General features: G+C 57.7%; 29 protein-coding genes. 18 read left to right on the plus strand and 11 right to left on the minus strand.

The genetic code is table 11. The annotated features are described in order from the left end of the window. Positions 1-142: 142 nt before the first annotated feature. The 3 genes from CBB62_15125 to flgI are packed head-to-tail and all read right to left on the minus strand — an operon-like array spanning position 143 to position 2,195. Positions 143-652, minus strand: a complete 510-nt coding sequence (locus CBB62_15125) for a hypothetical protein (GenBank protein ID OUT39688.1) — start codon at positions 650-652, stop codon at positions 143-145. Further along, complete coding sequence (locus CBB62_15130; GenBank protein ID OUT39689.1) at positions 649-1,020, minus strand: hypothetical protein; 372 nt, start codon at positions 1,018-1,020, stop codon at positions 649-651. Before CBB62_15130 ends, CBB62_15125 begins: the two co-directional genes overlap by 4 nt. Beyond that, the gene (gene flgI / locus CBB62_15135; GenBank protein OUT39690.1) at positions 1,020-2,195 is read right to left on the minus strand and encodes a flagellar biosynthesis protein FlgA; all 1,176 of its coding nucleotides are present in this window, start codon (positions 2,193-2,195) and stop codon (positions 1,020-1,022) included. Before flgI ends, CBB62_15130 begins: the two co-directional genes overlap by 1 nt. A gap of 195 nt (positions 2,196-2,390) precedes the next feature. On the opposite strand from flgI, the gene CBB62_15140 reads away from it, so the two are divergent. Continuing rightward, a complete protein-coding gene (locus tag CBB62_15140; protein ID OUT39691.1) occupies positions 2,391-2,882 on the plus strand; it encodes a hypothetical protein in 492 nt (163 codons plus the stop codon). A gap of 135 nt (positions 2,883-3,017) precedes the next feature. Beyond that, complete coding sequence (locus tag CBB62_15145) at positions 3,018-3,473, plus strand: RNA polymerase-binding protein DksA (GenBank protein OUT39692.1); 456 nt, start codon at positions 3,018-3,020, stop codon at positions 3,471-3,473. Positions 3,474-3,604: 131 nt separating this feature from the next. Here CBB62_15145 and CBB62_15150 read toward each other — a convergent pair whose 3' ends face one another. The 5 genes from CBB62_15150 to CBB62_15170 form a co-directional block, all read right to left on the minus strand. Further along, positions 3,605-4,405 (minus strand): flagellar basal body L-ring protein, encoded by an 801-nt coding sequence (locus CBB62_15150; protein OUT39693.1) that lies wholly within the window; start codon positions 4,403-4,405, stop codon positions 3,605-3,607. 83 nt (positions 4,406-4,488) lie between these two features. Next, positions 4,489-5,115, minus strand: coding sequence for a flagella basal body P-ring formation protein FlgA (locus CBB62_15155; protein OUT39694.1), 627 nt, complete (start codon positions 5,113-5,115; stop codon positions 4,489-4,491). A 60-nt stretch (positions 5,116-5,175) separates the two neighbouring features. Continuing rightward, complete coding sequence (locus CBB62_15160; GenBank protein ID OUT39695.1) at positions 5,176-5,415, minus strand: hypothetical protein; 240 nt, start codon at positions 5,413-5,415, stop codon at positions 5,176-5,178. Between the two features lie 82 nt (positions 5,416-5,497). Continuing rightward, positions 5,498-6,283 (minus strand): flagellar basal-body rod protein FlgG, encoded by a 786-nt coding sequence (locus CBB62_15165; protein OUT39696.1) that lies wholly within the window; start codon positions 6,281-6,283, stop codon positions 5,498-5,500. Positions 6,284-6,361: 78 nt separating this feature from the next. After that, positions 6,362-7,105: a flagellar basal-body rod protein FlgF gene (locus tag CBB62_15170; GenBank protein OUT39697.1), complete on the minus strand. Its 744-nt coding sequence runs from the start codon at positions 7,103-7,105 to the stop codon at positions 6,362-6,364. Positions 7,106-7,465: 360 nt separating this feature from the next. Here CBB62_15170 and CBB62_15175 point away from each other — a divergent pair, with 360 nt between their 5' ends. The 9 genes from CBB62_15175 to CBB62_15215 all read left to right on the plus strand — a co-directional run bounded on the left by CBB62_15175 (position 7,466) and on the right by CBB62_15215 (position 17,076). After that, positions 7,466-8,011, plus strand: coding sequence for a flagellar basal body protein FliL (locus CBB62_15175; GenBank protein ID OUT39698.1), 546 nt, complete (start codon positions 7,466-7,468; stop codon positions 8,009-8,011). Between the two features lie 165 nt (positions 8,012-8,176). Further along, positions 8,177-9,241: a flagellar motor switch protein FliM gene (locus CBB62_15180; protein OUT39699.1), complete on the plus strand. Its 1,065-nt coding sequence runs from the start codon at positions 8,177-8,179 to the stop codon at positions 9,239-9,241. Positions 9,242-9,347: 106 nt separating this feature from the next. Then, the gene (locus tag CBB62_15185; GenBank protein OUT39700.1) at positions 9,348-9,935 is read left to right on the plus strand and encodes a hypothetical protein; all 588 of its coding nucleotides are present in this window, start codon (positions 9,348-9,350) and stop codon (positions 9,933-9,935) included. 66 nt (positions 9,936-10,001) lie between these two features. After that, positions 10,002-10,706 (plus strand): hypothetical protein, encoded by a 705-nt coding sequence (locus CBB62_15190; protein OUT39701.1) that lies wholly within the window; start codon positions 10,002-10,004, stop codon positions 10,704-10,706. A gap of 246 nt (positions 10,707-10,952) precedes the next feature. Beyond that, positions 10,953-11,339, plus strand: coding sequence for a two-component system response regulator (locus CBB62_15195; GenBank protein ID OUT39702.1), 387 nt, complete (start codon positions 10,953-10,955; stop codon positions 11,337-11,339). 147 nt (positions 11,340-11,486) lie between these two features. Beyond that, a complete protein-coding gene (locus CBB62_15200; GenBank protein OUT39703.1) occupies positions 11,487-12,185 on the plus strand; it encodes a hypothetical protein in 699 nt (232 codons plus the stop codon). A gap of 11 nt (positions 12,186-12,196) precedes the next feature. After that, positions 12,197-12,898, plus strand: a complete 702-nt coding sequence (locus CBB62_15205) for a hypothetical protein (GenBank protein ID OUT39704.1) — start codon at positions 12,197-12,199, stop codon at positions 12,896-12,898. Further along, positions 12,888-13,619: a hypothetical protein gene (locus CBB62_15210; GenBank protein OUT39705.1), complete on the plus strand. Its 732-nt coding sequence runs from the start codon at positions 12,888-12,890 to the stop codon at positions 13,617-13,619. The genes CBB62_15205 and CBB62_15210 overlap by 11 nt, the downstream gene beginning before the upstream one ends. 94 nt (positions 13,620-13,713) lie before the next feature. Next, positions 13,714-17,076, plus strand: a complete 3,363-nt coding sequence (locus CBB62_15215) for a hypothetical protein (protein ID OUT39706.1) — start codon at positions 13,714-13,716, stop codon at positions 17,074-17,076. Between the two features lie 30 nt (positions 17,077-17,106). On the opposite strand, the gene CBB62_15220 is transcribed toward CBB62_15215, so the two are convergent. The 3 genes from CBB62_15220 to CBB62_15230 form a co-directional block, all read right to left on the minus strand. Further along, the gene (locus CBB62_15220; GenBank protein OUT39707.1) at positions 17,107-17,949 is read right to left on the minus strand and encodes a flagellar biosynthetic protein FliP; all 843 of its coding nucleotides are present in this window, start codon (positions 17,947-17,949) and stop codon (positions 17,107-17,109) included. Between the two features lie 23 nt (positions 17,950-17,972). Continuing rightward, positions 17,973-18,368 (minus strand): hypothetical protein, encoded by a 396-nt coding sequence (locus tag CBB62_15225; protein OUT39847.1) that lies wholly within the window; start codon positions 18,366-18,368, stop codon positions 17,973-17,975. A gap of 80 nt (positions 18,369-18,448) precedes the next feature. Further along, complete coding sequence (locus CBB62_15230; protein ID OUT39848.1) at positions 18,449-18,901, minus strand: hypothetical protein; 453 nt, start codon at positions 18,899-18,901, stop codon at positions 18,449-18,451. A gap of 272 nt (positions 18,902-19,173) precedes the next feature. On the opposite strand from CBB62_15230, the gene CBB62_15235 reads away from it, so the two are divergent. From CBB62_15235 to CBB62_15265, 7 genes are all read left to right on the plus strand, one after another. Further along, positions 19,174-19,581, plus strand: coding sequence for a flagellar basal-body rod protein FlgB (locus CBB62_15235; GenBank protein ID OUT39708.1), 408 nt, complete (start codon positions 19,174-19,176; stop codon positions 19,579-19,581). A gap of 71 nt (positions 19,582-19,652) precedes the next feature. Then, entirely contained in the window at positions 19,653-20,060 is a 408-nt protein-coding gene (locus tag CBB62_15240; protein ID OUT39709.1) for a flagellar basal body rod protein FlgC, read from the plus strand. Between the two features lie 114 nt (positions 20,061-20,174). Continuing rightward, positions 20,175-20,516, plus strand: coding sequence for a hypothetical protein (locus CBB62_15245; GenBank protein ID OUT39710.1), 342 nt, complete (start codon positions 20,175-20,177; stop codon positions 20,514-20,516). Between the two features lie 135 nt (positions 20,517-20,651). After that, complete coding sequence (locus tag CBB62_15250; GenBank protein ID OUT39711.1) at positions 20,652-20,921, plus strand: flagellar biosynthetic protein FliQ; 270 nt, start codon at positions 20,652-20,654, stop codon at positions 20,919-20,921. Positions 20,922-20,972: 51 nt separating this feature from the next. Beyond that, complete coding sequence (locus CBB62_15255) at positions 20,973-21,746, plus strand: flagellar biosynthetic protein FliR (protein OUT39712.1); 774 nt, start codon at positions 20,973-20,975, stop codon at positions 21,744-21,746. 49 nt (positions 21,747-21,795) lie between these two features. Next, entirely contained in the window at positions 21,796-22,887 is a 1,092-nt protein-coding gene (locus CBB62_15260) for a flagellar biosynthesis protein FlhB (GenBank protein OUT39713.1), read from the plus strand. Positions 22,888-23,052: 165 nt separating this feature from the next. Beyond that, the gene (locus tag CBB62_15265; protein OUT39714.1) at positions 23,053-24,129 is read left to right on the plus strand and encodes a recombinase RecA; all 1,077 of its coding nucleotides are present in this window, start codon (positions 23,053-23,055) and stop codon (positions 24,127-24,129) included. The last annotated feature ends 197 nt before the right edge of the window (positions 24,130-24,326 follow it).

Raw genomic sequence — 24,326 nt, forward strand, 5'->3', positions numbered from 1 at the left:
CAACCTCACGAATGGCGTTATAAGTCATAGCTACTAATGCAAGTGCCGGGCCAGTTGTGGATTGTCGGTGTAATTTATTGTTTTGAAACATGAAAAAAGCCGCTCAAGGGAGCGGCTTTTGTTCGGAAACGGCGGGGTAGTATCAAAGCTCTTCGTCAATGCTGACCGCGCCGGAATTCTTGGGGTTCTTTTCCGGCGGCGTTGCTTCCTCGGTATAGGCATCGCTAGTGGCAACAGCCTTGCGGGCGGCTTCAATGATCGTGTCGATGATCGAGCGGGTACCACGCCGGGCGGTATCAACCTGCCGGTCATTGTCTTCCATGCTGACATCAAGCCGCTGGGCTGCGGCACGCAAAGCCTGCTGCATTTCCTCGGGCAGTTGCTTGATTTCGGTCTGACGCTTTTGCAGGCGACCGACCAGTGACTGGTACTCGGTGGCCAGATCGACCTTGTCTGCCTGCAATTCGGTAAAGCGCTGGAAGTCGTGCTGATGGATCGCGTCGGTTTCCTCGTCCAGCAGGTCGGCAAGGTCTTCCATCAGGATGATGGCATCATCAATGCGCTGCTCGATTGGTACTGACTGGCGACCTGCGGGGCGCTTGCTCTGGTTGTCAGTTTGGCCATCAGGCTGTGTCGTGTCTGTGTCAGTCATTGTTGGACCCCTCCGGTCTCCTGAATTGACAAAAGCTGGCGCTTGACTGCATCGGCGATCCCCAGGCCGCCGTTATCGGCCATCATCCGACCGTATTCCTCAACCAGCATACTGCGATACATTTCTTCCGAGAAGCCGCCACCAAAGGGGCCATCGGTTTTAAGGCCGGCAAACATCGGCTGCAGCATCTGGCTCAGCACCATGGCCTCGAACTTCTTGGAGGCGGCATCGATACCGGCCATCTTTTCCGCATCAACATTGCCGCCGCGGGCGAGCGGCTTGGCACCGTTCAATTCACGCAGTGCGCGGCTGGTATCGGCCTGACCCATGGCGCTGAGTGCGGTTTGCGGGTTCAGCAACTGATCCATCAGATGATCTCCAGATCGGCCTGCAGGGCACCCGCAGCCTTGATCGACTGCAGGATTGTGATGATATCCCGTGGACCAACGCCGAGGGCATTCAAGCCTTCAACCAACTGCTGCAGCGTGACGCCTTCCTCAAGTACGGTCAGGCGCTGATCGGCATCGGTGTCGATCTCAAGCTCGGTACGTGGCACGACCACCGTATCGCCGGTTTCGGAGAACGGGTTGGGCTGCGACACCTGCGGGGTCTCGGTAATGCGGATGGTCAGGTTGCCCTGTGCGATCGCGACCGTGCTGATCCGCACATTGGCACCCATAACGATAACCCCAGAGGTTTCATCAACCACCACGCGGGCGATCTGGTCCGGGCTGACCCGCAGGTTCTCAACATCCGCCATCAGGGAGACGAGGTCACCGGCATATTGTTCGGGCACGGTCAGCACGACGCTGGATGGGTCCTTGGCGAAGGCCGCAGCACTGTTCAGCCGGGCATTGATCACCTGAGCGATACGCAGGGCGGTGGTGAAATCCGGATTGCGCAGGGACAGGGTCATCTGGGTCATTTCATTGAGCTCGAACTCGACCTCGCGCTCGACAATGGCGCCACCCGGCACGCGACCGGAGGTGGGGACGCCACGCACGATGCTGGCGGCATCACCCTGCGCGACAATCGCTGCCGTTGCGACCGGACCTTGCGCTACGGCATAGACCTCGCCATCGGCACCGAGCAGCGGGGTTACGACCAGCGTGCCGCCGAGCAGATCCTCGGCATCGGCGAGGGAGGAGACCTGTACGTCGATTTCATCACCCTGACGAGCAAATGGCGGCAGGGTGGCGGTCACCATGACGGCTGCCACGTTATCGGTGGAAAGATTGATGCCGCGTGTGTTGACGCCGAGGCGCTCCAGCATGCTGACCAGACTTTCCTCGGTGAACGGCGCATTGTTCAGGCTGTCACCGGTACCGTTGAGACCAACCACAAGGCCATAACCGACCAAAAGGTTCTCCCGCACGCCTTCAAAGCGCACGATATCCTTCACCCGGCTTTGCAGCGCCTGTGCGGCGGCCGGCAGCGGCTGGAATGATATGGTGGTCACGGCCATCGCAAGAACGCTGACGCCGACAAATGCAGACCGGATAAGCTGGCTAATCTTCATAGTATTTCGTTCCGATGCGATCATTTCGCATACTCCTTCTCACACCCGGCAGACCATATGCGAGAATTGTGCCAGATTGGCGGCGGCGGGAAACTGCCGATTGCTGGGCTATTGTGGCCACAATCGGAATAATCCCCACAGGGCGGCAGTTTTTGCCCCTTTAATCCTGCCCCGACGCACTCCATACTAATGACATGAGTTTGTCTTGGCGTGGTTGCCATGGCGTGCATCGGGCACCCGCAAAGATCACGCCGGTTGGTAAGGAATATTATGAGCATCGATCGGATCGGCAAGACCGGCTCCACCAGTACCGCACGGTCCAAGAAGACCGAGCGGAAGGGCGATGCTGCGGGTTTTTCCAAACTGCTCGGTGGGGCCGATGAGGTTGAGGCATCCGGCAGTGCCGCCGCAGGCGGTGTCGGATCGGTTACCGGCCTCGATGCCATCCTTGCCCTGCAACAGGTCAATCCCGATGCCAGCGGTCGACAGAAGGCCCGTCAACGCGGCGAGCGTATTCTCGGTGCGTTGGAACGGTTGCGCGATGATATCCTGATCGGGCGTATCTCGGCTGGTACCATGCAGACGCTGAGCGCCGAAGTGGCGCAGGCGCGTGGCCAGGTAAACGATCCCAAGCTGACCGCCGTACTCGATGAAATCGACCTGCGGGCACAGGTCGAACTGGCCAAAATCGAAATGAACCGCCGCGGCTGACGAAAAAGTCGTTCAAAAACAGTAGCCTGCGCAATTGTTACCGGCTGCCTTTGAATCCTTGCGATATGCGGGGAGCGCTCCTATACTCCGCGCGCTTTTCGTACCCCCACATCAAAGCGTGAGATATCAGTACCGATGGTCCAGGCCGATACTAAAGAAGCTGCTAAAAAATCATCCAAGGTTGCCGTCCCTGAAGGGTATGACCCCAGTGAGGACAAGGAGTTCATGAGCCCGGTCATGCTGGCTTATTTCCACCAGAAGCTGCTGGACTGGAAAGCCGAGTTGGTCCGCGAATCCAGTGAGACACTTGTCAGCCTCCAGGATGGTGGCTTGCAAGAGCCGGACATTGCCGATCGTGCCTCCGCTGAAACCGATCGCGCCCTTGAGCTCCGCACCCGTGACCGCGCCCGCAAGCTGATCTCCAAGATCGATGCTGCGATCCGCCGGATCGAGGATGACGAGTTCGGTTATTGCGAAGTGACCGGTGAACCGATCTCCATCAAGCGCCTTGAAGCCCGCCCGATTGCGACCATGACCCTGGAAGCGCAGGAGCAGCACGAGCGCCGCGAACGTACCCAGCGCGACGACTGATCCTGCCGGATAAAGGTCAGGGACATATCAGACAAAGGTAAAGCGGCGATCCGTTCTGGATCGCCGCTTTTTCTATTCCCGTGGGTATGAGAGGGGGCTTGAGGCTGCTTTCAGGTGAGGGGGCAAGAGCCTCAGAACGGGAATAGTATGTCGTAGACCTGCTGGCCGTAACGTGGCTGCTGGACATCAGAGATATGGCCTTTGCCGCCATAAGACAGGCGCGCCTCGGCAATTTTCTCATAGGTAATCTGGTTTGATGAGGTGATGTCTTCCGGACGAATGACACCGGCCACCTGCAGTTCGCGCAGCTCGAAGTTCACACGCACCTGCTGGCGGCCTTCAATCACCAGATTGCCATTGGGCAGAACCTGTGTGATCAGGGCGGCAACCCGGAGCTGGATGCTTTCCTCACGCTCGATTGAGCCTGTCCCGGTGCTGTTGGTGTTGCTGCCGAAGTTGATCAGGTTGTCCGGGGTTACCGCTTCCGGCAACACATCGCCAAGGCTGGCCTGATAACCGAGCAGGCTGCTCAGATTGGCATCCTCGGAGCTTGAGCGCGTCCGGCTTGAGCTGTTGTCGAGGGTGGCTTCGTCCTGAATATCAATCGCAACCGTCAGGATATCACCGACCTGCTTGGCCCGCTGATCCCGGAAAAATGCCCGGGCACCGCTGCGCCAGAGTGAATTGGAATTATATTCCAGCGTCTCGGGCGTTGGCATCGGCAGGGAGACCGGTTGGTAACCTGCAGCCTGATGCGGATTGGTAATCGGTGCCATTTCAGGCTCCTGTCCCACATCGGCGAGGCGGTCCGGAATCCCGCAGGCGGTCATACCGAGCATGGCGAGGCCGAGCAGCAGCGGGGATGTCACCCGTTTGATCTGCAGGCTGCCTGTGCGTCTGACGCTGGTAATCTGTTTTGTCTGCTTCATCATCTTTCTCTTCCCCTCATACATGCGTGTTGCCATGTCCGATGTTGCCGGGTGGTCATCCCCCGATACCGTCGCCGGCACATCTGTTATGGCAGTGCAATCTCCACTGAATTCGGACCGATCGCGATGGCATCGACGACGCGGTTGCTGGAAACATTCATTACCCGCAGCACATCACCGCGTGCGGCATTGTCCATGGCCCGGCCCTTAGCGGTGAGTGCGATGCTGCCATGGTTCAGGCGGATCGTTACCGGTGCACCGCGTTCAACCACAATAGGCTCGTTCACATCGCTGTCGCGAACCGGGGTATTGGCGCTGACCGCCCGGCGCGGTGTCATGCCGACCAGATCAGCTTCATTGATCAGGACATCGGCAGTCATGCGTTCGGCGGGCATCTTGATCATAACGATGTCACGCTCGCTGATGATGTCGCCCTTGCGCATTGGCTCGGCCAGAACCGGAACATTGACGATCGGTATGCTGCGCCCGGTCAGGGTGGTCTCATACACGCTGTCACCATAGGCCGGAGCCACCACGGTTGCGGTGAAGCGACCGGAGATCGGATCATGGTTCAGGCGGGTGACGGCAATGCTCGGCTCGATATCCACCGGCAGGGCAATGTTTGCCGCCCGGTTATCGAGGGTGACGTCCAGATCACCGGCATCGCCAGACATATCGGCGGTAATGGCCTTGACCAGTTCCTGCTCGATCACGGCTGAATCCAGAATATTGGCCGCGCGTTCGATAATTACCCGGTCCAGAGTACTGGCGGGCTACCAGCTGACCCGATAGGCACGGGCGAGGCGACCGAGGGTCCGATAGTCGAACACGGCGCGACGACCGGGCGCGGGGGCCGGGCTGACCTTTTGTTCCAGCTGTTCGGTTGAAATACCGTCGAACAGGTCGCCCAGGGTAACCTGATCACCTTCGACAACGACACGCTGGCGAATTTCTGCCGCATCGGCTCGTACGGTCATGAACAGAACACCACCGATAACCGCCAATGCGAGCATTGTACGGATGACCAGTCGTCGGATGCGTCGGATGATCATGGGGTGGTGTCCTTTTTCGTTCACGTCATGGTGCGATCAGCGCTTAGCCGACCTGATTGAGCACGTTGAACATTTCATCAACGGTCTGGATGACCTTTGAATTCATCTCATAGGCCCGCTGGGCGGTGATCAGATCGGTGATCTCGTTCACCACATCCACATTCGAGCTTTCGAGTGCGCCCTGTTCGATGGTGCCGAAGCCGACATCACCGGCAAAACCGTCAATCGGATCGCCGGAGGCTTCGGTTACCAGCAGCAGGTTGTCGCCGATGGCTTCCAGACCATTCGGGTTGGCAAATACGGTCATCTGGATCTGTCCGACCTCGACCAGATCTTCCTGGGCATCAAGTTTGACGAAGACCGAGCCGTTCCGGTTGATGTCGATGGCAACGGCATCATCGGGAATGGTAATGCCCGGCTCGACGAGGAAGCCATCAGGGGTAACGATCTCACCCTGATCATTAAGGGCAAAGGCACCGGAGCGGGTATAGCCGGTCTCACCATTCGGCAATTCCACATTGAAATAGCCGTTACCGTCGATCGCAATGTCGAGCGGGTTTTCGGTGAATTGCAGCTGACCCTGCTCAAGGATGCGATAAACCGCACCGGCGCGGACACCGACACCGACCTGAATGCCCGATGGCACCACGGTACCGATATCGGATGAGGTGGCACCCGGACGCCGGACGTTCAGGTATAACAGGTCCTGAAATTCCGCCCGCTGGCGTTTGAAGCCGGTTGTGGTCAGGTTGGCGATGTTGTTCGACATCACCTCCACATTCAACTGCTGGGCTAACATGCCGGTGGCGGCAGTATTGAGCGCTTGCATATCAGTTTCTCCTCTGGGGTTGCGCCTCGGCTGTCCTGTCTCTCGTCCGGATCAGTGGCGCTGGTTCACATCAGTTGCTTAGGTCGTGCCGCTCAGCTTGCGGATCGCACGACCGATGCGGTCATGCTCCTGCGTTGCCAGATTTTGTGCCTGGTTATAGGCGCGGCTGATTTCGATCAGATCGGTCATGCCTTCGATGGCATTCACATTGGAGCTCTCGAGCATCCCCTGCTTGATCTGGGTATCCACATTTTCGAGTGGTGGCTCGTCGGTCATGCGCAGGGTGCCGCCCATCGGGGTCATGAACTGTTCGCGATCGAACTGCACAACCTTGATGCGGCCGAGAATGCCGGTCTCCGATGAAATGGTACCGTCATCGGCAACCCGGATATGGCTGTCACCGTCGGGAATAATGATCTCGTTGTCGTTCTCGTCGAGCACTGTCATACCGCCACTGGTCACCACCCGGCGGTCACGATCGAGCTGGAAGCTGCCATCGCGGGTATAGGCGCGAGCGCCGCCACCGACATCAATGGCGAAGAAGCCGGGACCGTTCAGTGCCAGATCAAGCGGGCCACCGGTCGGCTCAAAGGCACCCTGCCGGAAATCGGTAAAGGTGCCGTAGTCAGAGACCATAGACATGCGCCGCTGGTTTCTGTCGCGGAACTCCTGTCCCTCCAGCTTCTCGATGTATTCAAGAAACAGCGGTTGGTCCGACTTGAAGCCCGGCGTGTTCATATTCGCCAGATTATTCGACAATACATCCATCCGGCGCTGGGTCGCGACCTGACTGGATAAGGCGATATAGCTGGTATTTTCCATGGCTTGATTTCCATCCCTCAAGAACATGGCCGCGACGTATACCGGGACCGATAAACGACATTCTGCCGTTCCGGTCGGGGCACGTGCCACAGCACTCGCCGGGTATGAAGCATAAAGCGTGCCAATTCCAGTCAGCCCCGGTTATCCGGGAAATATATTGATGGTTGTCGGACGCTGCAGATGCCGAAGCTGTACAGCAGGCAATTTTTGTCACGCCGGGAAGGCCGGGCCATGCGAGGGAGTGGGGCACTCAGCATTTTGTTGTGGGGCATGATGGGGTACACTGGCGACAGATGTTCAATGAATATCCGGTCGGGGGCGACCCGGTCTGAAAATGCTCACTAAACAGGAAGTTTCTCAATGTCGGATTTGGCAGTTGATGATGGTGATGAACTGGAAGAATTGTCGCGGACCAAAGTCGGTGGCAAACGGGTTCTGCTGATTGTTGTGGCCCTTCTGGTTCTGCTGCTGGGCGGCGGCGCTGCGGCGTTTTTCACCGGTATGCTCGACCCGCTGCTGGGCGGTTCCGAGGAGATGGCCGAGGATGGTGGTCATGGTGCTGCCGATGGTGAGCATGGCGAGGAAGGCGGGGAAAAACTTGCCGGTATTTTCTACGATATCGACAACATGCTGGTGAACCTGAATACCCCTGGCCGCCAGCCCCGATTCTTGAAAATGAGCATCAGCATCGAGCTTGAGAACCAGTCAGATGTGGCGCGATTGGAACAGTTGCTGCCCAGAGTGAATGACCAGTTCCAGACCTATCTGCGTGAATTGCGGGTCGAGGATCTGCAGGGCTCGGCAGGTATTTACCGGCTGCGGCAGGAATTGCTGGCCCGGGTCAGTCAGGCGATCTATCCGGCCAAGGTTCGTAACGTGTTGTTCCGCGAGATGCTGATCCAGTAACCGGCAATAGTGGTGAGATCAGTTGCAGGCTGTTGGCGAGAGGGGCTGGCAGCGCTGTAAAAGCCGGGGTTTGATAAAAACGGTACGGTTTGTGCATGTGGCAACGAAATTGAGCGATGGGCACCGGCACAGGCCGGTAACGACTTTAAGTAGGGCGAGGTTGATATGAGTGATGTCGATGGAATGAGCGAGGAGGAACGCCTTGCCGCCGAATGGGCTGCTCTTGCCGAGGATGATGACGAATTCGGTGACGGCGAAGCCCCCACGCGGGTCCTCAATCAGGACGAGATCGACAGTCTTCTCGGGTTCGATCAGGACGGCGACGATGATTCCGAAACCTCCGGGGTCAAGGCGCTGGTCAACTCGGCCCTCGTCAACTACGAGCGTCTGCCGATGCTCGAGGTCGTGTTCGACCGGGTCGTCCGGTTGCTCTCGACCAGCCTGCGTAACTTCACCTCGGATAACGTCGAGGTCAGTTTTGACCAGATTACCTCGGTCCGGTTTGGCGATTACCTGAACTCGATCCCGCTGCCGGCCATGTTGGCGGTGTTTCAGGCCGAGGAATGGGACAATTACGGCCTGCTGGTGATCGATAGCGCTCTGATCTATTCGATCGTTGATGTTCTGCTCGGCGGTCGTCGTGGTACCGCGGCGATGCGTATTGAGGGGCGGCCCTATACGACCATCGAACGCAATCTGGTCGAGCGTATGGTGCATGTGGTGCTGGCGGATATTTCCGCTGCTTTCGATCCGCTGTCGCCGGTGACATTCCGTTTCGACCGTCTGGAAACCAACCCGCGCTTTGCCGCGATTGCCCGACCTGCAAACGCCGGTGTGATTGCCAAGTTCCGTATTGATATGGAAGACCGCGGTGGCCGGATGGAGTTGATGCTGCCCTATGCGACGCTGGAGCCGATCCGCGAATTGCTGCTGCAGATGTTCATGGGTGAGAAGTTCGGTCGTGACTCCATCTGGGAGGAACACCTTGCCGGACAGCTTTACCGTACCGATATTGAACTCAGTGCCGTGCTCGGCGAAATGACCGTGCGCCTGAGCGATCTGATCAACTGGACGCCGGGTACGCAGATACTGCTCCCCAATGGGCCGGAGCATCTGATTGATCTGCGCTGCGGTGACCGGACCATGTTCCTTGCCCGTATGGGCCAGAAGAATGGCAAGATCGCCGTCAAGATCGAGCATGATGTTGATGACGACAAGGATGATGAATAACGCCCGGATTTGCTGCTGTGAGAGGGGCAGGGCGATATTCGTTTCGTGACAATGCGGTGTTGATGATTGGCCGCGACTTTAACCAAATCATCAGGAGGGGCGCCTAATGGGCAATATTATCAATCTGGTACTCGACATTGTTATCATCGTGCTGTTGGTGGTGGCGATCATCCAGTGCGTTCGCCTGTGGCGTAAACTCTCTGTCTTCAACGAGAGCCGGAAGGAGATGGATGCCACGATCCGTCAATTCTTCGAGGCCTCCGCAAAAGCCGAACTGGCCATCCGCAATTTCCAGAAATCCGCCGGTGATACCTCGCAGAAGCTGGATGGCGATACCAAGCGCGCCCAGTTGCTCAGCGATGAGCTGAAACTGATGATCGAGAGTGGCAACGGTCTCGCCGAACGGCTGGAGAGCGTTGTGGAGCAGGGGCGCAAGGTGCCGGGTTATGGCACCCAGCCTGCCTTTGTGCCCAATGATGACAATACCGGCGTACTCGATACGACACCGCCGGCACCGGCCCTGTCAAAGCCCGATGCGCCAGCGGACAAACAGTCGCCGGCACCGGGATCAATCGAGGCCGCAGCCGATGCGGAAGGTGATGAGGGCGAACGCGGCAAGAGTGGCGGCGGTCGTCAGGAAGGCCGCAGCCGGGCCGAACAGGAACTGCTGCGCGCGCTGCAGAACATGCGGTAAAATGGAACCATCCTCTTTGAACAACCGCCCGGGGAAGGCGATACAGTCATGATACCTTCAATTCGATTGCTGCCTGCACTCATCATCGTGTGCTTCATTGTCATGGGGCTGCGCGTTGTCAATGTCGTGACCGGCGAGAGCATTTCCCATGACCCGTTCGATTTCAACGCCGAGGTGACCCTGTCCCAGGCCCGTGCTGCGGATGGTGATGAGGTCGCCGATGAGGCCATTGACGGGAATGAGGAAACCATGGGCGAGGGCGGACAGGTTGCCGCCATGGACGCCGGTGATGAAGCGGTTGCCGAGGGGGATGACGAGGACCTCTGGTTCGATCCCGAAAATCGTGAGTTGACCCGTGCCGAGTTGCGGCTGCTGCAGGAACTGTCCGAGCGTCGTCAGGATCTGGCGCGCCGGGAGCAGCAGTTGGACCAGCGCGAGGCATTGCTTGAAGCCGCGGAATCCCGGTTCGAGCAGAAATTTGCCGAGCTGGCGGGCTTGCGTGATCAGTTGCAGGTGCTGCTGAAACAGCATGACAGCCAGCAGGAAGCGCAACTCAACAGCCTCGTCAAAATCTATGAGAGCATGAAGCCGAAGGACGCCGCGCGGATTTTCGACACGCTCGATATGGATGTGCTGCTTGACGTTGTCATGCGCATGAAAGAAGCGCGCTCTGCTGCCGTTCTGGCCGAAATGACCCCGGATCGTGCCAAGGAAGTCACCCTGCAACTGGCCGATCAGCGCAACCTGCCTGAGCCGGTTGTGTTGGAATGAGGTCACCCGCTGCGGTTTTAGCGTCAGAAATCATTCGATATTCAAGAATTTTACTCGACTTTAAGGTTTAGCGGGTTAGGCTCTCAGTGTAATAATTTTTCGACTGGGTTTCTGCCCGACATGATCGGTAGTTGTGAGGCGTTACGCTACAGTGCAATCCGAATGATCCGCGGGATCGCTGTTCAACAGGGGATTGCAGGCGTATCGGACCGGTTTTGTTGGTCTCTTGTGTGATGGAGTTTATCAATGGCCGTTGACTTGAATATGCCAATTCTGGTGGTCGACGATTACAAGACAATGTTGCGTATTATTGGCAACCTGCTGAAACAGATCGGTTTTCAGCAGATTGACGAGGCAACCGACGGCGCAACGGCTTTGGCCAAGTTGCGCGACAAGGATTATGGGCTGATCATTTCCGACTGGAACATGGAGCCAATGACCGGTCTGCAGCTGCTGAAAGAAGTGCGCGCCGACAATCGCCTGTCAAAAACGCCGTTCATTATGATTACGGCTGAAAGTAAAACCGAGAACGTTGTCGCCGCAAAAGCTGCAGGCGTAACCAACTATATCGTCAAGCCTTTCAATGCCGAAACGCTGAAACAGAAAATCGGCGCTGTTTTCGGTAGTTTTTAATCGGTCCCAAACTATTGTTATTGGGACACGTGATTTGGTGCCTTGCCTTAAAGAATGCGCAGTTTGCGCGATATTGCTGGGCTTGGCGGCAAGTCGCCTCTAGTATGTACTGCAGACGTGTTAGAGGTATAAAGTACGAAGGTATCTATGGCAGCGCATGACGGTAATACCGGATCGCCGGAAAAAACGGGCAAGGACGGACGTCCATTGCCGGAGAAGATCATTGAAGCGCATCGGCAATCCGGTGCGCCTTTAACACGTGATGACGTTGCCTCAATCGTCTCAAGCGTTATCGGCACCATGGATGGCGACTTGCGCGCCACCAATGTGAAGCTGTATTCCGAACTCGACGCCATCGCCCAGTATATCAAGGCTGCCAAGCTTGAGATCGCTGCCATTCAGCCGGTTGAACGGCAGATGACGGATATTTCAAACGCATCTGATGAACTCGATGCCGTGGTTGCTGCGACCGAAGATGCCACCAGTTCCATTCTTGATGCCTGCGAGCAGATCGAGGGGGTGGTTACAGAGATCCCGGAAGGTCATGCCCGTGACGGCGTGGTGGACGGGGTCACCAAAATCTATGAGAGCTGTAATTTCCAGGACATTACAGGCCAGCGCATCGCCAAGGTGGTACGCACGCTGAAGCATCTGGAAAACCGCATTGATGAATTGCTGGATGTGTTCGGCAATGCACCGATGCCGACCACCACCACCGAGAAAGAGGTTGAGGACGTCAGTCTGGAAGATGACGAGCGTCTGAAACTGCTCAACGGTCCAGCCTTGCCGGGCGCTGCTATCGATCAGGATCAGATTGATAAGCTTTTGGCCGATCTTGACAATTAAAGGTCGGGCTCATGGCCATTTCAGCACCAGAGGAAGCATCGAGCGGCGGGGGCACCGGCTCCTCCACGGTACTGGCACTGGCGCTGTTCCTGCTCTTGCTGGCATTCTTTATTCTGCTGGTGGCGATTTCGAAATTCGAAACCGAGAAGATTGATCAGGTCCTGTTCAGCCTCGATGAGGTCTTTGAAGTTCAGCCGGAAATGCTTTTGAGCAATCAGGCAGTAACATCTCGCGACGGTAATCTAAGTCAGCAACAGACCTTCTTTGAAGTGGTCGACAAACTGTTTCGCGATGAATTGCAGTTCGCCAAGGTGCGGGTTGTCACCGAAGGCGATCAGATGATCGTCGCCGTGCCACTCGATGCGGTGTTTGAGCCGGACAGCATGGAGTTGCGGGTTGAGACCGCCGGATTGATGGGCCGCCTGTCTGAAACCCTTAAGAAGCAGATTGATGGTGCTCGCTATCATCTGGACATGATTATCCCGCTTGGTCTTTCCGCCTCTGATCGTGATCTGGCCGTACGGCGGGGTGGACGTTTTGCCCGTGCCCTGACTGCCTATGGTGCGCCGGGCTATGCAATCTCCATCGGTGTGCGTCAGCGGTTGCGCAATGAGGTGCATTTCTATTTCGAGGTGCGCGATATCGGTTCCGATGTCCTGTTTACCGGTCTGGTAAATCCCGATCCGGCAGGGGAGGGCAGTGATGCGCAGTGAGGGGATGAATACCGCAGCCCAGCTGACCAGCGTTCAGGAAGGTGATGCGCCCGCCTGGATGGTGACCTTCACCGATCTGGTCTGTCTGATGCTGACCTTCTTCGTCATGCTGTTTGCCATGTCAGTGCCGGATGAGGATACCTGGAAAGAGGTGACCTCGGCGCTGACCCTGTCGGACCAGCCGATCATCGAGGATCCCGACACGCCGGTCCGACCCGATGCCGAGCGCAATGTCACGGTTGTTGATATTCCGCAGGCCGCCAGCCTCGATTATCTCGCCTCGCTGCTGCATGAGAAGCTGAGCGAGGTTGATGATGCGCCGAAGGTGCTTATCAATCGTACTGCTGAAGGGCTGATTATTTCCCTGCCTGGCGATGCGTTGTTTGAGGCAGCCAGCGCTGAATTGAGTGCGGATGGTCGGGATGCGGTGCAGCCGATTGCCCAGTTGCTCGGGGGAATCGAAAACCAGGTTCGGCTGTTTGGCCATGCCGATCCGACCCCGCTGCGCAATGGCACCTATCCGTCGAACTGGGAATTGTCACTGGCCCGTGCCGTGACTGTCGGGCGCTATCTGCGCTCCAGCGGTTATCGGGAAGACATGGTAATCGCGGGTATGGGCGACGGACGCTATGGTGATCTGGCGACCTCGATCCCGGAAGCCGAGCGTTACAAGCTCGCCCGCCGTGTTGATATTCTGATCGACCCTGAAGCAACACAATAGCCATTCCTTGCCACGCAACGTACCATATGGTCTCTAGACTTCATTGTCTTGGACTAGGATCAGTGACGCAGGAAAGGCCATAGCCCGGCTACCGATGGGCAGGATTGTTGACGTGAAGAACCCCGAAACGCAGAACAGGGCAAATCAGCAGGCAGCACCATTGCGCCATTGGCTCTTGAATGGCGTTGCCTTGTCGGTTCTGTCGGTTGCACTCGCCTCGGTGCCGATGACTGCACGGGCGCAGGATCAGAGGCCGATTGACCTCCTGCAATCTCCTTCCGCCCAATCCTCTCCGGCTCCGGCAGCTGCGTCTGCCGAAACAGGCAATGTTCAGGGCGTTGACAGCAATGTCCGCCCGCTTACCGATGCCGAGGCGATTGAGCAGATCAACAATGACGGTGCTCTCGCTGTTACCGCACAGGCGACACCGCCAGCTACCCGACCACAGGCAACGGCACCCGCAGCCCCGGTAGAGGGTGCGATTGTTGTTCGGGCCGGCAAACATCCCGGGTTCGAGCGTCTGGTCTTTGATTGGCCGGAGACGGTTGATTATCAGCTGGATCGGCAGGGCGATCGCCTGACGGTCCGGTTTGACCAGCCGGGCGAGCCGGATTTACGCGCCGTTGCCTTCATGGAGTTGCAACTGGCGACATCGGTTGTGTCCACGGGCACGGCAAATGCCATGGCGCTCAGCATGAGCATCCCGGCAGATGCCGAAATCCGCGACTTCCGGCTCGATACCAAGGTGGTGGTCGATATCGTTGGCCAGCCGTCGAACACACAACCGGTGGTCCGGCAATCGGTACAGGTACCGGCACCTGCCGCAGCACCAAGCCCCACAGCACCGGTGCCGGATCAGCGTCCGGCTGTAACTGCAGGGACGTCCGCGCAAACGGCGGTGGCAACACCATCGGCGCCGATCACTCAGCAGGCAGGAACGCCGCTGGTCAATAATGAACCAGCAGAACCGGCGGAAACGCCCGAGGCACAGGAACTCGTGCTGCCACGGGCGCCGGATCAGGAATCCGTTGATCTGACGGTTGTCGAGGGCGAGGCTAGCGATGAGAATCAGATCGCGGCCCAGACAACCAGTATTCGTATTGATCCCAATGTGCCGACCGCGGCGGCGATCTTTGCCCGTGCAGATGCGCTCTGGATTGCCTTCAGCCTGCCAGACCTTGACGTGACGCCCCTGATCGAGGGACCTGCCGCCAGTCAGGTGCGCCGTGCCGATGTCTTCCGTCTGGAAAATGGCATGGCCTACCGCTTCCCGCTGCCTCCCGGCCTTTACCCCCGTGCAGAACTGGATGGTCGGGTTTGGGAGGTCAATCTATCTCCGATCGTAACACCAACGCCAACCGCCCGGATTGAGATCGAGGGCAGCGAGGTATCGGCGGGCAAACGTCTCAGCATCGGCATGGATGTATCCGGCGTGGTCATGGAACTGGAAGATCCACTGATAGGCGACCGGTTGTTCCTGGTCCCGGCCAACAAGGCCGGCGTGGCTGTGCGTGAAGCGCGCCGCTTGCCGGAGCTGGAGTTTATCCCAGCGGTGCAGGGCGCGGTGATCCGTCCGCTGATTGATGATCTGGAAGTTACCGCCGGCACGGAAACGGTAAAGGTTCAGGCACCTGAAGGCCTGTTGCTGTCTGCGTCACGCAGTGACTTGCTCGGTGCGGCAACACAGGGCGCACCGACAGTTGATGGTCTCAAGCTGTTTGATCTTGAAGAATGGCAACGCGGACCAATGGCTGCCTTCGAGGGCAACCGAATACAATTGCAGCAGGATATCTCCGAGATTCCGCTCAGCGAACGCGCGCCTTATTACCTCGATTTGGCCAGACTGTATTTTGCCCATGGTTTCGGTGCCGAGGCGACAGGGTTGATCCGACTTGCGGTCGAGATAATGCCGGAACTTGGAGAGCAGCCCGAGGTGCGTGCCTTGCGTGGTGCAGCCATGGCCTTGCGCGGTGATGGTGCCGAAGCGCTTGCCGATCTGGAAATCGAAGCGCTGAATATTCATCCTGAAGCAGCGCTCTGGCGTGGTGTGGCTCTGACCCGTCTCGGACGATGGGCACAGGCCGGGCAACAATTTCTGCAATCCGGTGATCTGATCCTGTCTTATCCAAATGGCCTGTATCGAGAGATCGCCGGTTTGATGGCAGAGGCTCTGCTCGTTGTTGATGAAGTGGATGTAGCAGAGGCTATTGTGAACGAACTGAGCCGTCGTAGTGCTGAGATTTCGGTCAATCAGGCTGCCATCAACTATTTGCGTGGTGACATTGCACTGCGCCAGGGCCTTCTGGAAGATGGCCAGAGCCTTTGGAAGCAGGTTGCGGATGAAGGAAAAGACCAGCTCTATCGGGTCAAGGCCCGTCTCGGCCTGATTGAATCTGAACTGGCTGCTGGTGCGATCACCAAGGAAGAGGCGATCCCGTCGCTGGAGCAACTGCGCTTTGCCTGGCGCGGCGATACGCTTGAACTGGCGATCCTGCGCCGCCTCGGGGTGCTCTATCTCGATACCGGTGATTACTTTGGCGGTTTTGAACTGCTGCGTCGTGCGGCGGGCTATTTCCCTGGCAGTACACAGTCACAGGCCCTGACCGCCGATCTGGCACAGGCCTTCCGCCGTCTCTATGTGGACGGTGAGGCGGATCAGATGTCGCCGATCGAGGCCTATGGTCTGTTCGATGAGTTCCGAGAGCTGAACCCGCTCGGCGATACCGGTGACAAGGTTATTCAGCGTCTGGCCGAGCGCCTGATCAGTGTTGATCTGCTCGGTGAGGCCGCCGAATTGCTGCAACAGCAGGTTGAGTTCCGGGCGCTTGGTCTCGAAAAATCCCGCCTTGGTGCGCGCCTTGCCGGTGTCCGCCTGCTGGACGATCTGCCGGAACTGGCGCTGGAGGCGCTGGAGCTGAGCGTGGTCGATGAGCCGCTGCCGATTGAACTGTCCAGCGAACGCACCCTGCTTGAGGGTAGGGCCTATCAGCAGATGGGCGAGCCGGATCAGGCACTGGCTGTGATCAGTGGTCTCGACAGCGAGGCAGCAACCCGTCTGCGGGCCGATATCGGCTGGCGTTTCGGGCGCTGGGACGTGGCCGGTCGTGCCCTGACCAACCTGCTCGAGCCACCGCCACCGGAGGGCGTTGCCCTGCCGCAGCGGCAGATACAACTGGTCATGAACGCGGCGATTGCCCTGTCACTGGCCGGAGAGCAACCTGCGCTCAACCGTCTGCGTGATACCTATGGCCCGGCGATGAACCTGACCCCGGTTGCCGACAGCTTCCGTCTGGTTACACGACCATTGTCCGGTTCATTGCTGGCAGACTTCCAGACATTGCAGCAGCAGATGCAGGAAGTTGATCTGTTCGGTGGTTTCCTTGAGGGCTATCGCCAGATCCAGAACGATGCCGCGATTGAGACGGGCGAGCCGCAAACGGCACAGCTGCCAAACTGATCTACCAGATTTTCGTTGTTGTTGAGGGCTCTAGGGCTGGGTGAAGCTCTGGACCAGTGAGCCTGCGACCAGATACCAGCCATCGACCAGCACGAAGAACACCACCTTGAATGGCAGTGAGACCATGATCGGTGGCAGCATCATCATACCCATCGACATCAGGATCGAGGCGACGGCCATATCGATCACCAGAAACGGCAGGAACAGCAGGAAGCCGATCTCGAATGCCCGGCGCAGTTCCGAGATCATGAACGCCGGAATAACCACATGGATCGGCGTGGCATCGGCATTTTCAGGCGTTTCGATCTGGCCGATATCCATGAACAGGCTGAGGTCTTCATCGCGGGTATTGACGATCATGAACTGCTTCATCGGCAGCATGGTGCGCTCAAACGCTTCCGCCTCGGTGATCTCCTGATTGATCAATGGTGCGATGCCTTCGTTATAGGCCCGCTCAAGGGTCGGGGTCATGATGAACAGGGTTAGGAACAGCGCCAGACTGATCATCACGTTGTTCGGCGGCGTCTGCTGGGTACCCATGGCATTGCGCAGGAATGACAGCACCACGATGATCCGGGTGAACGAGGTCATCATCACCAGTATCGACGGGGCCAGCGAGATGACCGTCAGCAGCGCCAGTATCTGGATGATCCGCGCGGTACTGCTGCCGCCGCCATCACCGAAATCGAGATTGAGTTCCTGCGCCTCGGCGACACCGGCGGTCAGGGACAGTACGGCACCGGCAATAGCGGTAAACAGCAGGGCGAGGGCAAAGGATCGCAGCGCCGCGATCAACTCGGCCCGACGCTGGCTCGTCGCCTTGTTGGCAACCCGGTCGGTCGTTGAAGAAGAACAGTGTTTCTGGTCAGACATGAGGCGATTTCTTGAATTCAAACTCAGTGACCATTGTCGGTCGGGTTACCGGTGCTGCGGGAGCCGGGGATATAACGGGGGGCGGTCAGCTTGTGTGGCTCATCGGGATTGCTGGTGATGTCAGTGGCCGGCTGGCTGGTGATGCTGCCGGTTTTGGGGCGCCCGGCTTCGATCACCAGATCACGCTCGTGGCCGAGCAGAACCAGATGCTCCCGGTCATCATGGGAAATCAGTACCAGCCTGCGTTTCGGGTCGATCGGCTGTACCTCGACGATGCCCAGACGCTTGTCGCCACGACCCCTGCCACCATTCATGAAGCTGCTGGTGCCCAGTTTGCGCAGCAGGTAGGCAAGCCCGAGGATCAGCGCTACCACAAAGGCGAGCGCCGCCACGTAGCGGATATAGTCAGCCATATCAATCATGAGTGGTGATGAAGCATGGTTTGCGCGAGCGGGCAAGTGTTAGCAGGCAAGTTATCCGCATAAAAGCGGCAGCCCGGTCAGATTTTATCATTGGGCTCCGGTGTTTCTGTCTTCTCACTCGGGACGGGTTTCTCGATTTTCTGCATGGCAAGGGCGCGTTCGGCCTCGGCCTCGGCGGTTTCGGCGGCCTCGGCAGCGGCCTTCGCGGCTTCCTTCATCTCCGCCATCTTGCCATTCGCCTTATAGACATAGGACAGGATTTCCGCGACCGCTTCGAGTGCTTCGGTGGGGATTTCGGAATCAAGGTCGAGGGTAACCAGCAGTTGCGCCAGATCGGCATCCTGACGGACCTTTACCCCGGCCTCGAAGGCAAGGCGGATAATATCCTCTGCCAGCTTGCCGCGCCCGGTTGCCACCACCTTAGGCAGATGCTCGCCGCCGATTTCATAGGAGAGGGCGATGGCGGTCTGGTCAGCGCGGCTCTTGGCCGGTTCGGTATCGGGCTTGTCCTCTGCCTCACCGGTATCCATGGCATCAAGGCGCTCCTGCAGCGGCACCGGCAGGTTGCTGCCGGTTTGTCTGCCGTCGCCTGAGCCCGGCTTAGCGCCGGGTTTCTGGCCGGGTTTGGGGGTGTCACTGGATGCCATTGCCTGATGCTTGTCCGTCCGGTTGCTGGCCCTCGGGCTGTCTCACGATCAATTCTGCAAGCATTGCGCCAAATCACCAAAGCAAAATCTGGCACGGCTTATGCATATATCCCGGCAGATACAGATATCGACAAACCGATTATGGATTGCTGGTTATGGATACAAGCGCATTAACATTGTTCAACGCTCTGGGTGAGAAGATGAATTATCTGACCCAGCGTCAGCGGGTTCTGGCCCAGAATATCGCCAATGCCAATACGCCCCGATACATCCCGAGCGACCTCAAGCCGTTCACGTTCGAGGAAACCATCGACCGGCATCATCTGATGATGAAAACCAGCAATGTCAAACACATGGACGGTACACTCGGCTCGCCACGGCCATTCACCAGCCCCGAACAGCGTCGGATTTACGAGAGCTCACCGGATGGCAACGGCGTGGTGATCGAGGAGCAGGTTATCAAGGCAAACCAGACCCAGATGGATTTCACCCTGATGACCCGCGTTTATGAAAAGAATATCTCCATGATGCGTTACGCATTGCGCGGTACAGGTGCCGGTTAAGGCATAGTCTGATTGGAGTGGCGGCAGGATTTGCCGGTTGAGTTGGAAAGTAGAGTGCAGGGGAACATGATATGGAACTGCAAAATGCCATGAACATCGCGGTAAGCGGTCTGAAAGCTCAGGGCACCCGGATGCGGGTGGTCAGTGAGAACATCGCCAATGCGAATACCACCGGCTCGACCCCTGATGAGCTGCCCTATCGTCGCAAGACCATCACCTTCCGCAACGAGCTGGACCGGGCGAGCGGTACTGACAAGGTCGAGATTGACCGAATCCGCAAGGATTATTCGCCTCTGGGCCGTGAATACAACCCGCAGCACCCAGCGGCGAATGCGCAAGGCTATGTGCTGACCCCGAATATCAATCCGCTGATCGAAATGACCGATATGCGTGAGGCCCAGCGCAGTTACGAGGCTAATTTGAGCATGATTGAGATGAGCCGCAGCATGCTGTCCTCAACGGTTGATTTGTTGAAATAAGCTGTTGCGCGCGGTTGATCTGCTGCGCGGCTGGAAATTGGTGTAAACTGTTCTAATTGTTAAGGGCATGATGATTGCCCCGGAATTGACAAGGTAGCGGTAAGGATTGCTGAAATGGCGATTAGTTTTGAATCAGCCCTGAATGCCTATAACACGGCGTCCCGCCGTTTTGTCACTGGTGCGGATGACAATCTGCAATCCGGTGTCGGCAATACGGTTCAGGCCGGTGCCGGCAAGGCGCCGAGCTTTCAGGAGCTGATGGGCACTGCCGCCAAGGATGCCGTCACCACCATGCAGGAAGGCGAGCGTATCAGCGCCCGTGCCGTGCTTGGCAAGGCCGATATGACCGAGGTGGTCATGGCGATCAACAATGCCGAACTGACCTTGCAATCCGTGGTTGCCGTGCGCGACCGGATGATCAGCGCCTATCAGGAAATCCTCCGTATGCCGATGTAATCCGGTGTATGACGGTGTCTTATTCCGAAGTCCGATGCGGATCGGACTTGTGAGGCAGGCGGGACCGGTCTAGCTTGGGCATCGTTTTTGCGGCAATTCTTGCCGATACGGTTTTGAGCAGGGTTGGACAGCTACATGGAATCTTCAGACGTTCTTGATGTCTTGTCGGAATCAATGGTGGTTCTGATCCAGATTTCCGGCCCGATCATGCTGGTATCACTGGTTGTCGGTCTGATTGTCGCTCTGTTCCAGGCGCTGACCCAGATTCAGGAAATTACCCTGACCTTCGTACCGAAGATTTTTGCCGTCTTCGTCAGCATGCTGTTTCTGGCGCCATTCATGATGTCGGTCCTGCAGGCCTTTGCCCAGACGATCGCCGACCGGATTATCGGTCTTGGCGGTTGAACCGGGCAGAACAGGGCCAAGGGGTGGGCGTGCTGATCCGCTGGAAGACCAATGCTTGAGATTCTGAACGAAACCCTCGCCGGTAATGTTTTTGCCGTCATGCTGGTCTTTGTCCGCCTTGGTGCGGCGGTGTTTCTGTTGCCGGGCTTCGGTGACAGTACGGTATCGCCACGGGCACGGTTGCTGTTTGCCCTCGTTCTGTCGCTGATCGTCACGCCGGTTGTTCAGGACCAGTTGCCACCCGAACCGCAGCAGGTCAGCGACCTTATGCTGCTGTTATTCGCGGAAATGATTGTCGGGGCGCTGTATGGGACCCTCATGCGCCTGATCATGTCGGTGCTGCAGATTACCGGTCAGATCGTGTCCCTGAACATGGGCCTGGCCAACGCCTTCCTGTTCAACCCGATGTTCAATTCCCAATCATCCCTGCCATCGGCGTTGCTGGCAACCGCCGGGCTGGTGCTGCTGTTCGTCACCAACCTGCATCATCTTATCCTGATGTCGCTGGTCGATACCTATAATGTGTTTCCGGCGGGTGTCTTCATCCCGACCGATGACATGGCCGACCTGATCGCCCGCAAGACCATGGACAGCTTCACCATCGGTACCCAGCTTGCCGTGCCGTTCATCATGGTCAGCCTGCTGTTCTTTATGGCGCTGGGCGTGATTGCCCGGATTATGCCGCAGATGCAGATTTTCTTTGTCGCGCTGCCGGTCCAGCAGATGGGCGGGATTATCATGCTGACCCTTGGCATTAGTGCTATTCTCATGGGGTGGCTCGAATATGCCGACAGCGAGATCGGTATCTTTCTCAATCCGCCGTAATTGGCAGGCCCCTGAAGCAGGCAAGACGAGGAACAGACGGTAAGAGGCAATGGCCGAAGATCAGGATGAAGCCAGCAAGACCGAGGAGCCGACCCAGAAAAAGCTGTCGGACTCCCGGAAGAAGGGCGAGGTCGCCCGCTCGCAGGAGGTCAACCACTTCCTGTTGCTGCTTGGTGGTGCCCTGTTTCTGTTGGTGCTCGCCCCGTATACGCTCGGCTCGATCTACATCAGTCTGGCGGCCCTGTTTGAACATGCCCACGAGTTTCAGGTGGATTACAATTCTATCGGCTCGCTGGTTTATCAGCTGACCCTGTCGGTATTGACGGCACTGTCGCTGCCATTGGCGCTGTTTGTGGTCATGGCGCTGATTGCCGGACCGATCCAGTTCGGCCTTCTGCTGACCGTTGAACCGATCACACCGAAGCTGAGCAAGATCAGCGTGATCAAGGGCCTCGGCCGGATGTTCTCGCTCCGGCAGGTGGTGGAGCTGATCAAGGGCATTATCAAGATCTCGATTGTCGGGCTGGTCGCCGGCATCATCCTCTGGCCGGTGATGGCGGGCTTTGCCAGCTATTCCGGTATGGAGATGGGGGCAGCACTCAGCCAGATGTATTTCTATGCGCTCAAGGTGGCTGGCGGCGTGGTCTTCGTCATGGCGATCATTGCGCTCGCCGACACCTTCTATCAGCGCTTCGAGTACATGAAAAAGCAGCGCATGACCAAGCAGGAGGTCAAGGACGAGATGAAGCAGGCGGAGGGTGATCCGCATGTAAAGCAGCGCCTGCGCCGATTGCGGATGGAGCGGGCGCGCAACCGGATGATGAACAGCGTCCCCAAGGCTGATGTGGTGATCACCAACCCGACCCACTTCGCGGTTGCCCTGCAATATAACGGCGAGGACATGGATGCGCCGCAGGTTGTCGCCAAGGGACAGGACCTGATCGCCTTGCGAATCCGTGATCTCGCTTTTGAACATGACGTGCCGGTGGTGGAGAACCCACCACTCGCCCGGACCTTGCACGCCGCCTATGACATCGATGATATCATCCAGCCGGAACATTATCAGGCTGTGGCCGAAATCATCTCCTATGTCTTCAAGCTGAACCGTAAGTCATTGGCAAAACAACCTATTGCCATGTGATGTGATATTTTTACGCGAACGCCTTCGGAATTATTTTTCGCTTTTTGTTCTCATTTGTTGACATGAAGAACAAATAGCGTACAACTGGCATTGCTTTTCAGCGGTCAAATGTAACAACCCTTGTTGCAGCGGCCGGAACCCTGTGCCAGAAGAGGAGGCGTGATTATGAGCTCAGCTCTTAGAGTTGTTGAGGACAACATGGATAAGCAGAAGGCCCTTGAAGCGGCCATGTCCCAGATCGAACGTGCCCATGGCAAGGGTGCGCTGATGAAACTGGGGCAGCGTCAGACCGTTGAAACCGAAGTTATCCCGACCGGCTCGCTGGGGCTCGATATCGCGCTTGGCATCGGTGGCCTGCCCAAGGGGCGGATTATCGAGATTTATGGCCCGGAAAGCTCCGGTAAAACCACGCTGTCGCTGCATGCGGTTGCCGAATGCCAGAAACGTGGTGGTACGGCGGCCTTTATCGATGCGGAACACGCGCTCGACCCCATCTATGCCAAGAAACTCGGCTGTAACGTCGATGATCTGCTGATCGCCCAGCCTGATGCCGGTGAGCAGGCGCTGGAGATTGCCGATACGCTGGTCCGGTCCGGGGCTATCGATATTCTGGTCATCGATAGTGTCGCCGCCCTCGTGCCACGGGCCGAGCTGGAAGGCGAGATGGGTGACAGCCTGCCCGGTCTGCAGGCCCGTCTGATGAGCCAGGCGATGCGCAAGCTGACCAGCTCGATCTCCCGTTCCAAGTGCATGGTGATCTTCATCAACCAGATCCGCCTGAAAATCGGCGTGATGTTCGGTAACCCGGAGACCACCACCGGCGGTAACGCACTGAAATTCTATTCCTCCATCCGTATGGATATCCGCCGCATTGGTGCGCTCAAGGATCGTGACGAGGTGGTTGGCAACCAGACCCGGGTGAAGGTGGTCAAGAACAAGCTCGCCCCGCCATTCCGTCAGGTCGAATTCGACATCATGTATGGTGAGGGTATCTCAAAGACCGGCGAACTGCTTGATCTCGGCGTCAAGGCCGGTGTGGTTGAGAAGGCCGGGTCATGGTTCTCCTACAAGGACCAGCGGATCGGACAGGGGCGTGAGAATGCCCGTCGTTTCCTCAAGGAAAACACCGATATCGCCAATGCTATCGAGAGCCTGATCCGGGAGAATGCCGGGCTGGTCGCCGATGCCATGATGACCGGTGATGCAGAGAACGATAATGACGATAATGGTGGTGAGGAATAGGCACCTCGACGCCTGAGGTGACTGCCCGCACGCCCATCATTATCTGACGTCCAGCAGGTTTTGTCCCCCAAACCCTCACGCTTGTCTGGACAGGCTTCACGGCGCCCGTGTACAAACGGCGCCGTGTTGCCATGAGTGCCTGTCAGCAAATCTTTGGTTCTGCCCTTCGGTTGTGCCATCTGGGTTTGCTGCGGTGG

The sequence above is a fragment of the Micavibrio sp. TMED2 genome (genome assembly GCA_002168225.1).
GTDB lineage: Bacteria > Pseudomonadota > Alphaproteobacteria > TMED2 > TMED2 > TMED2.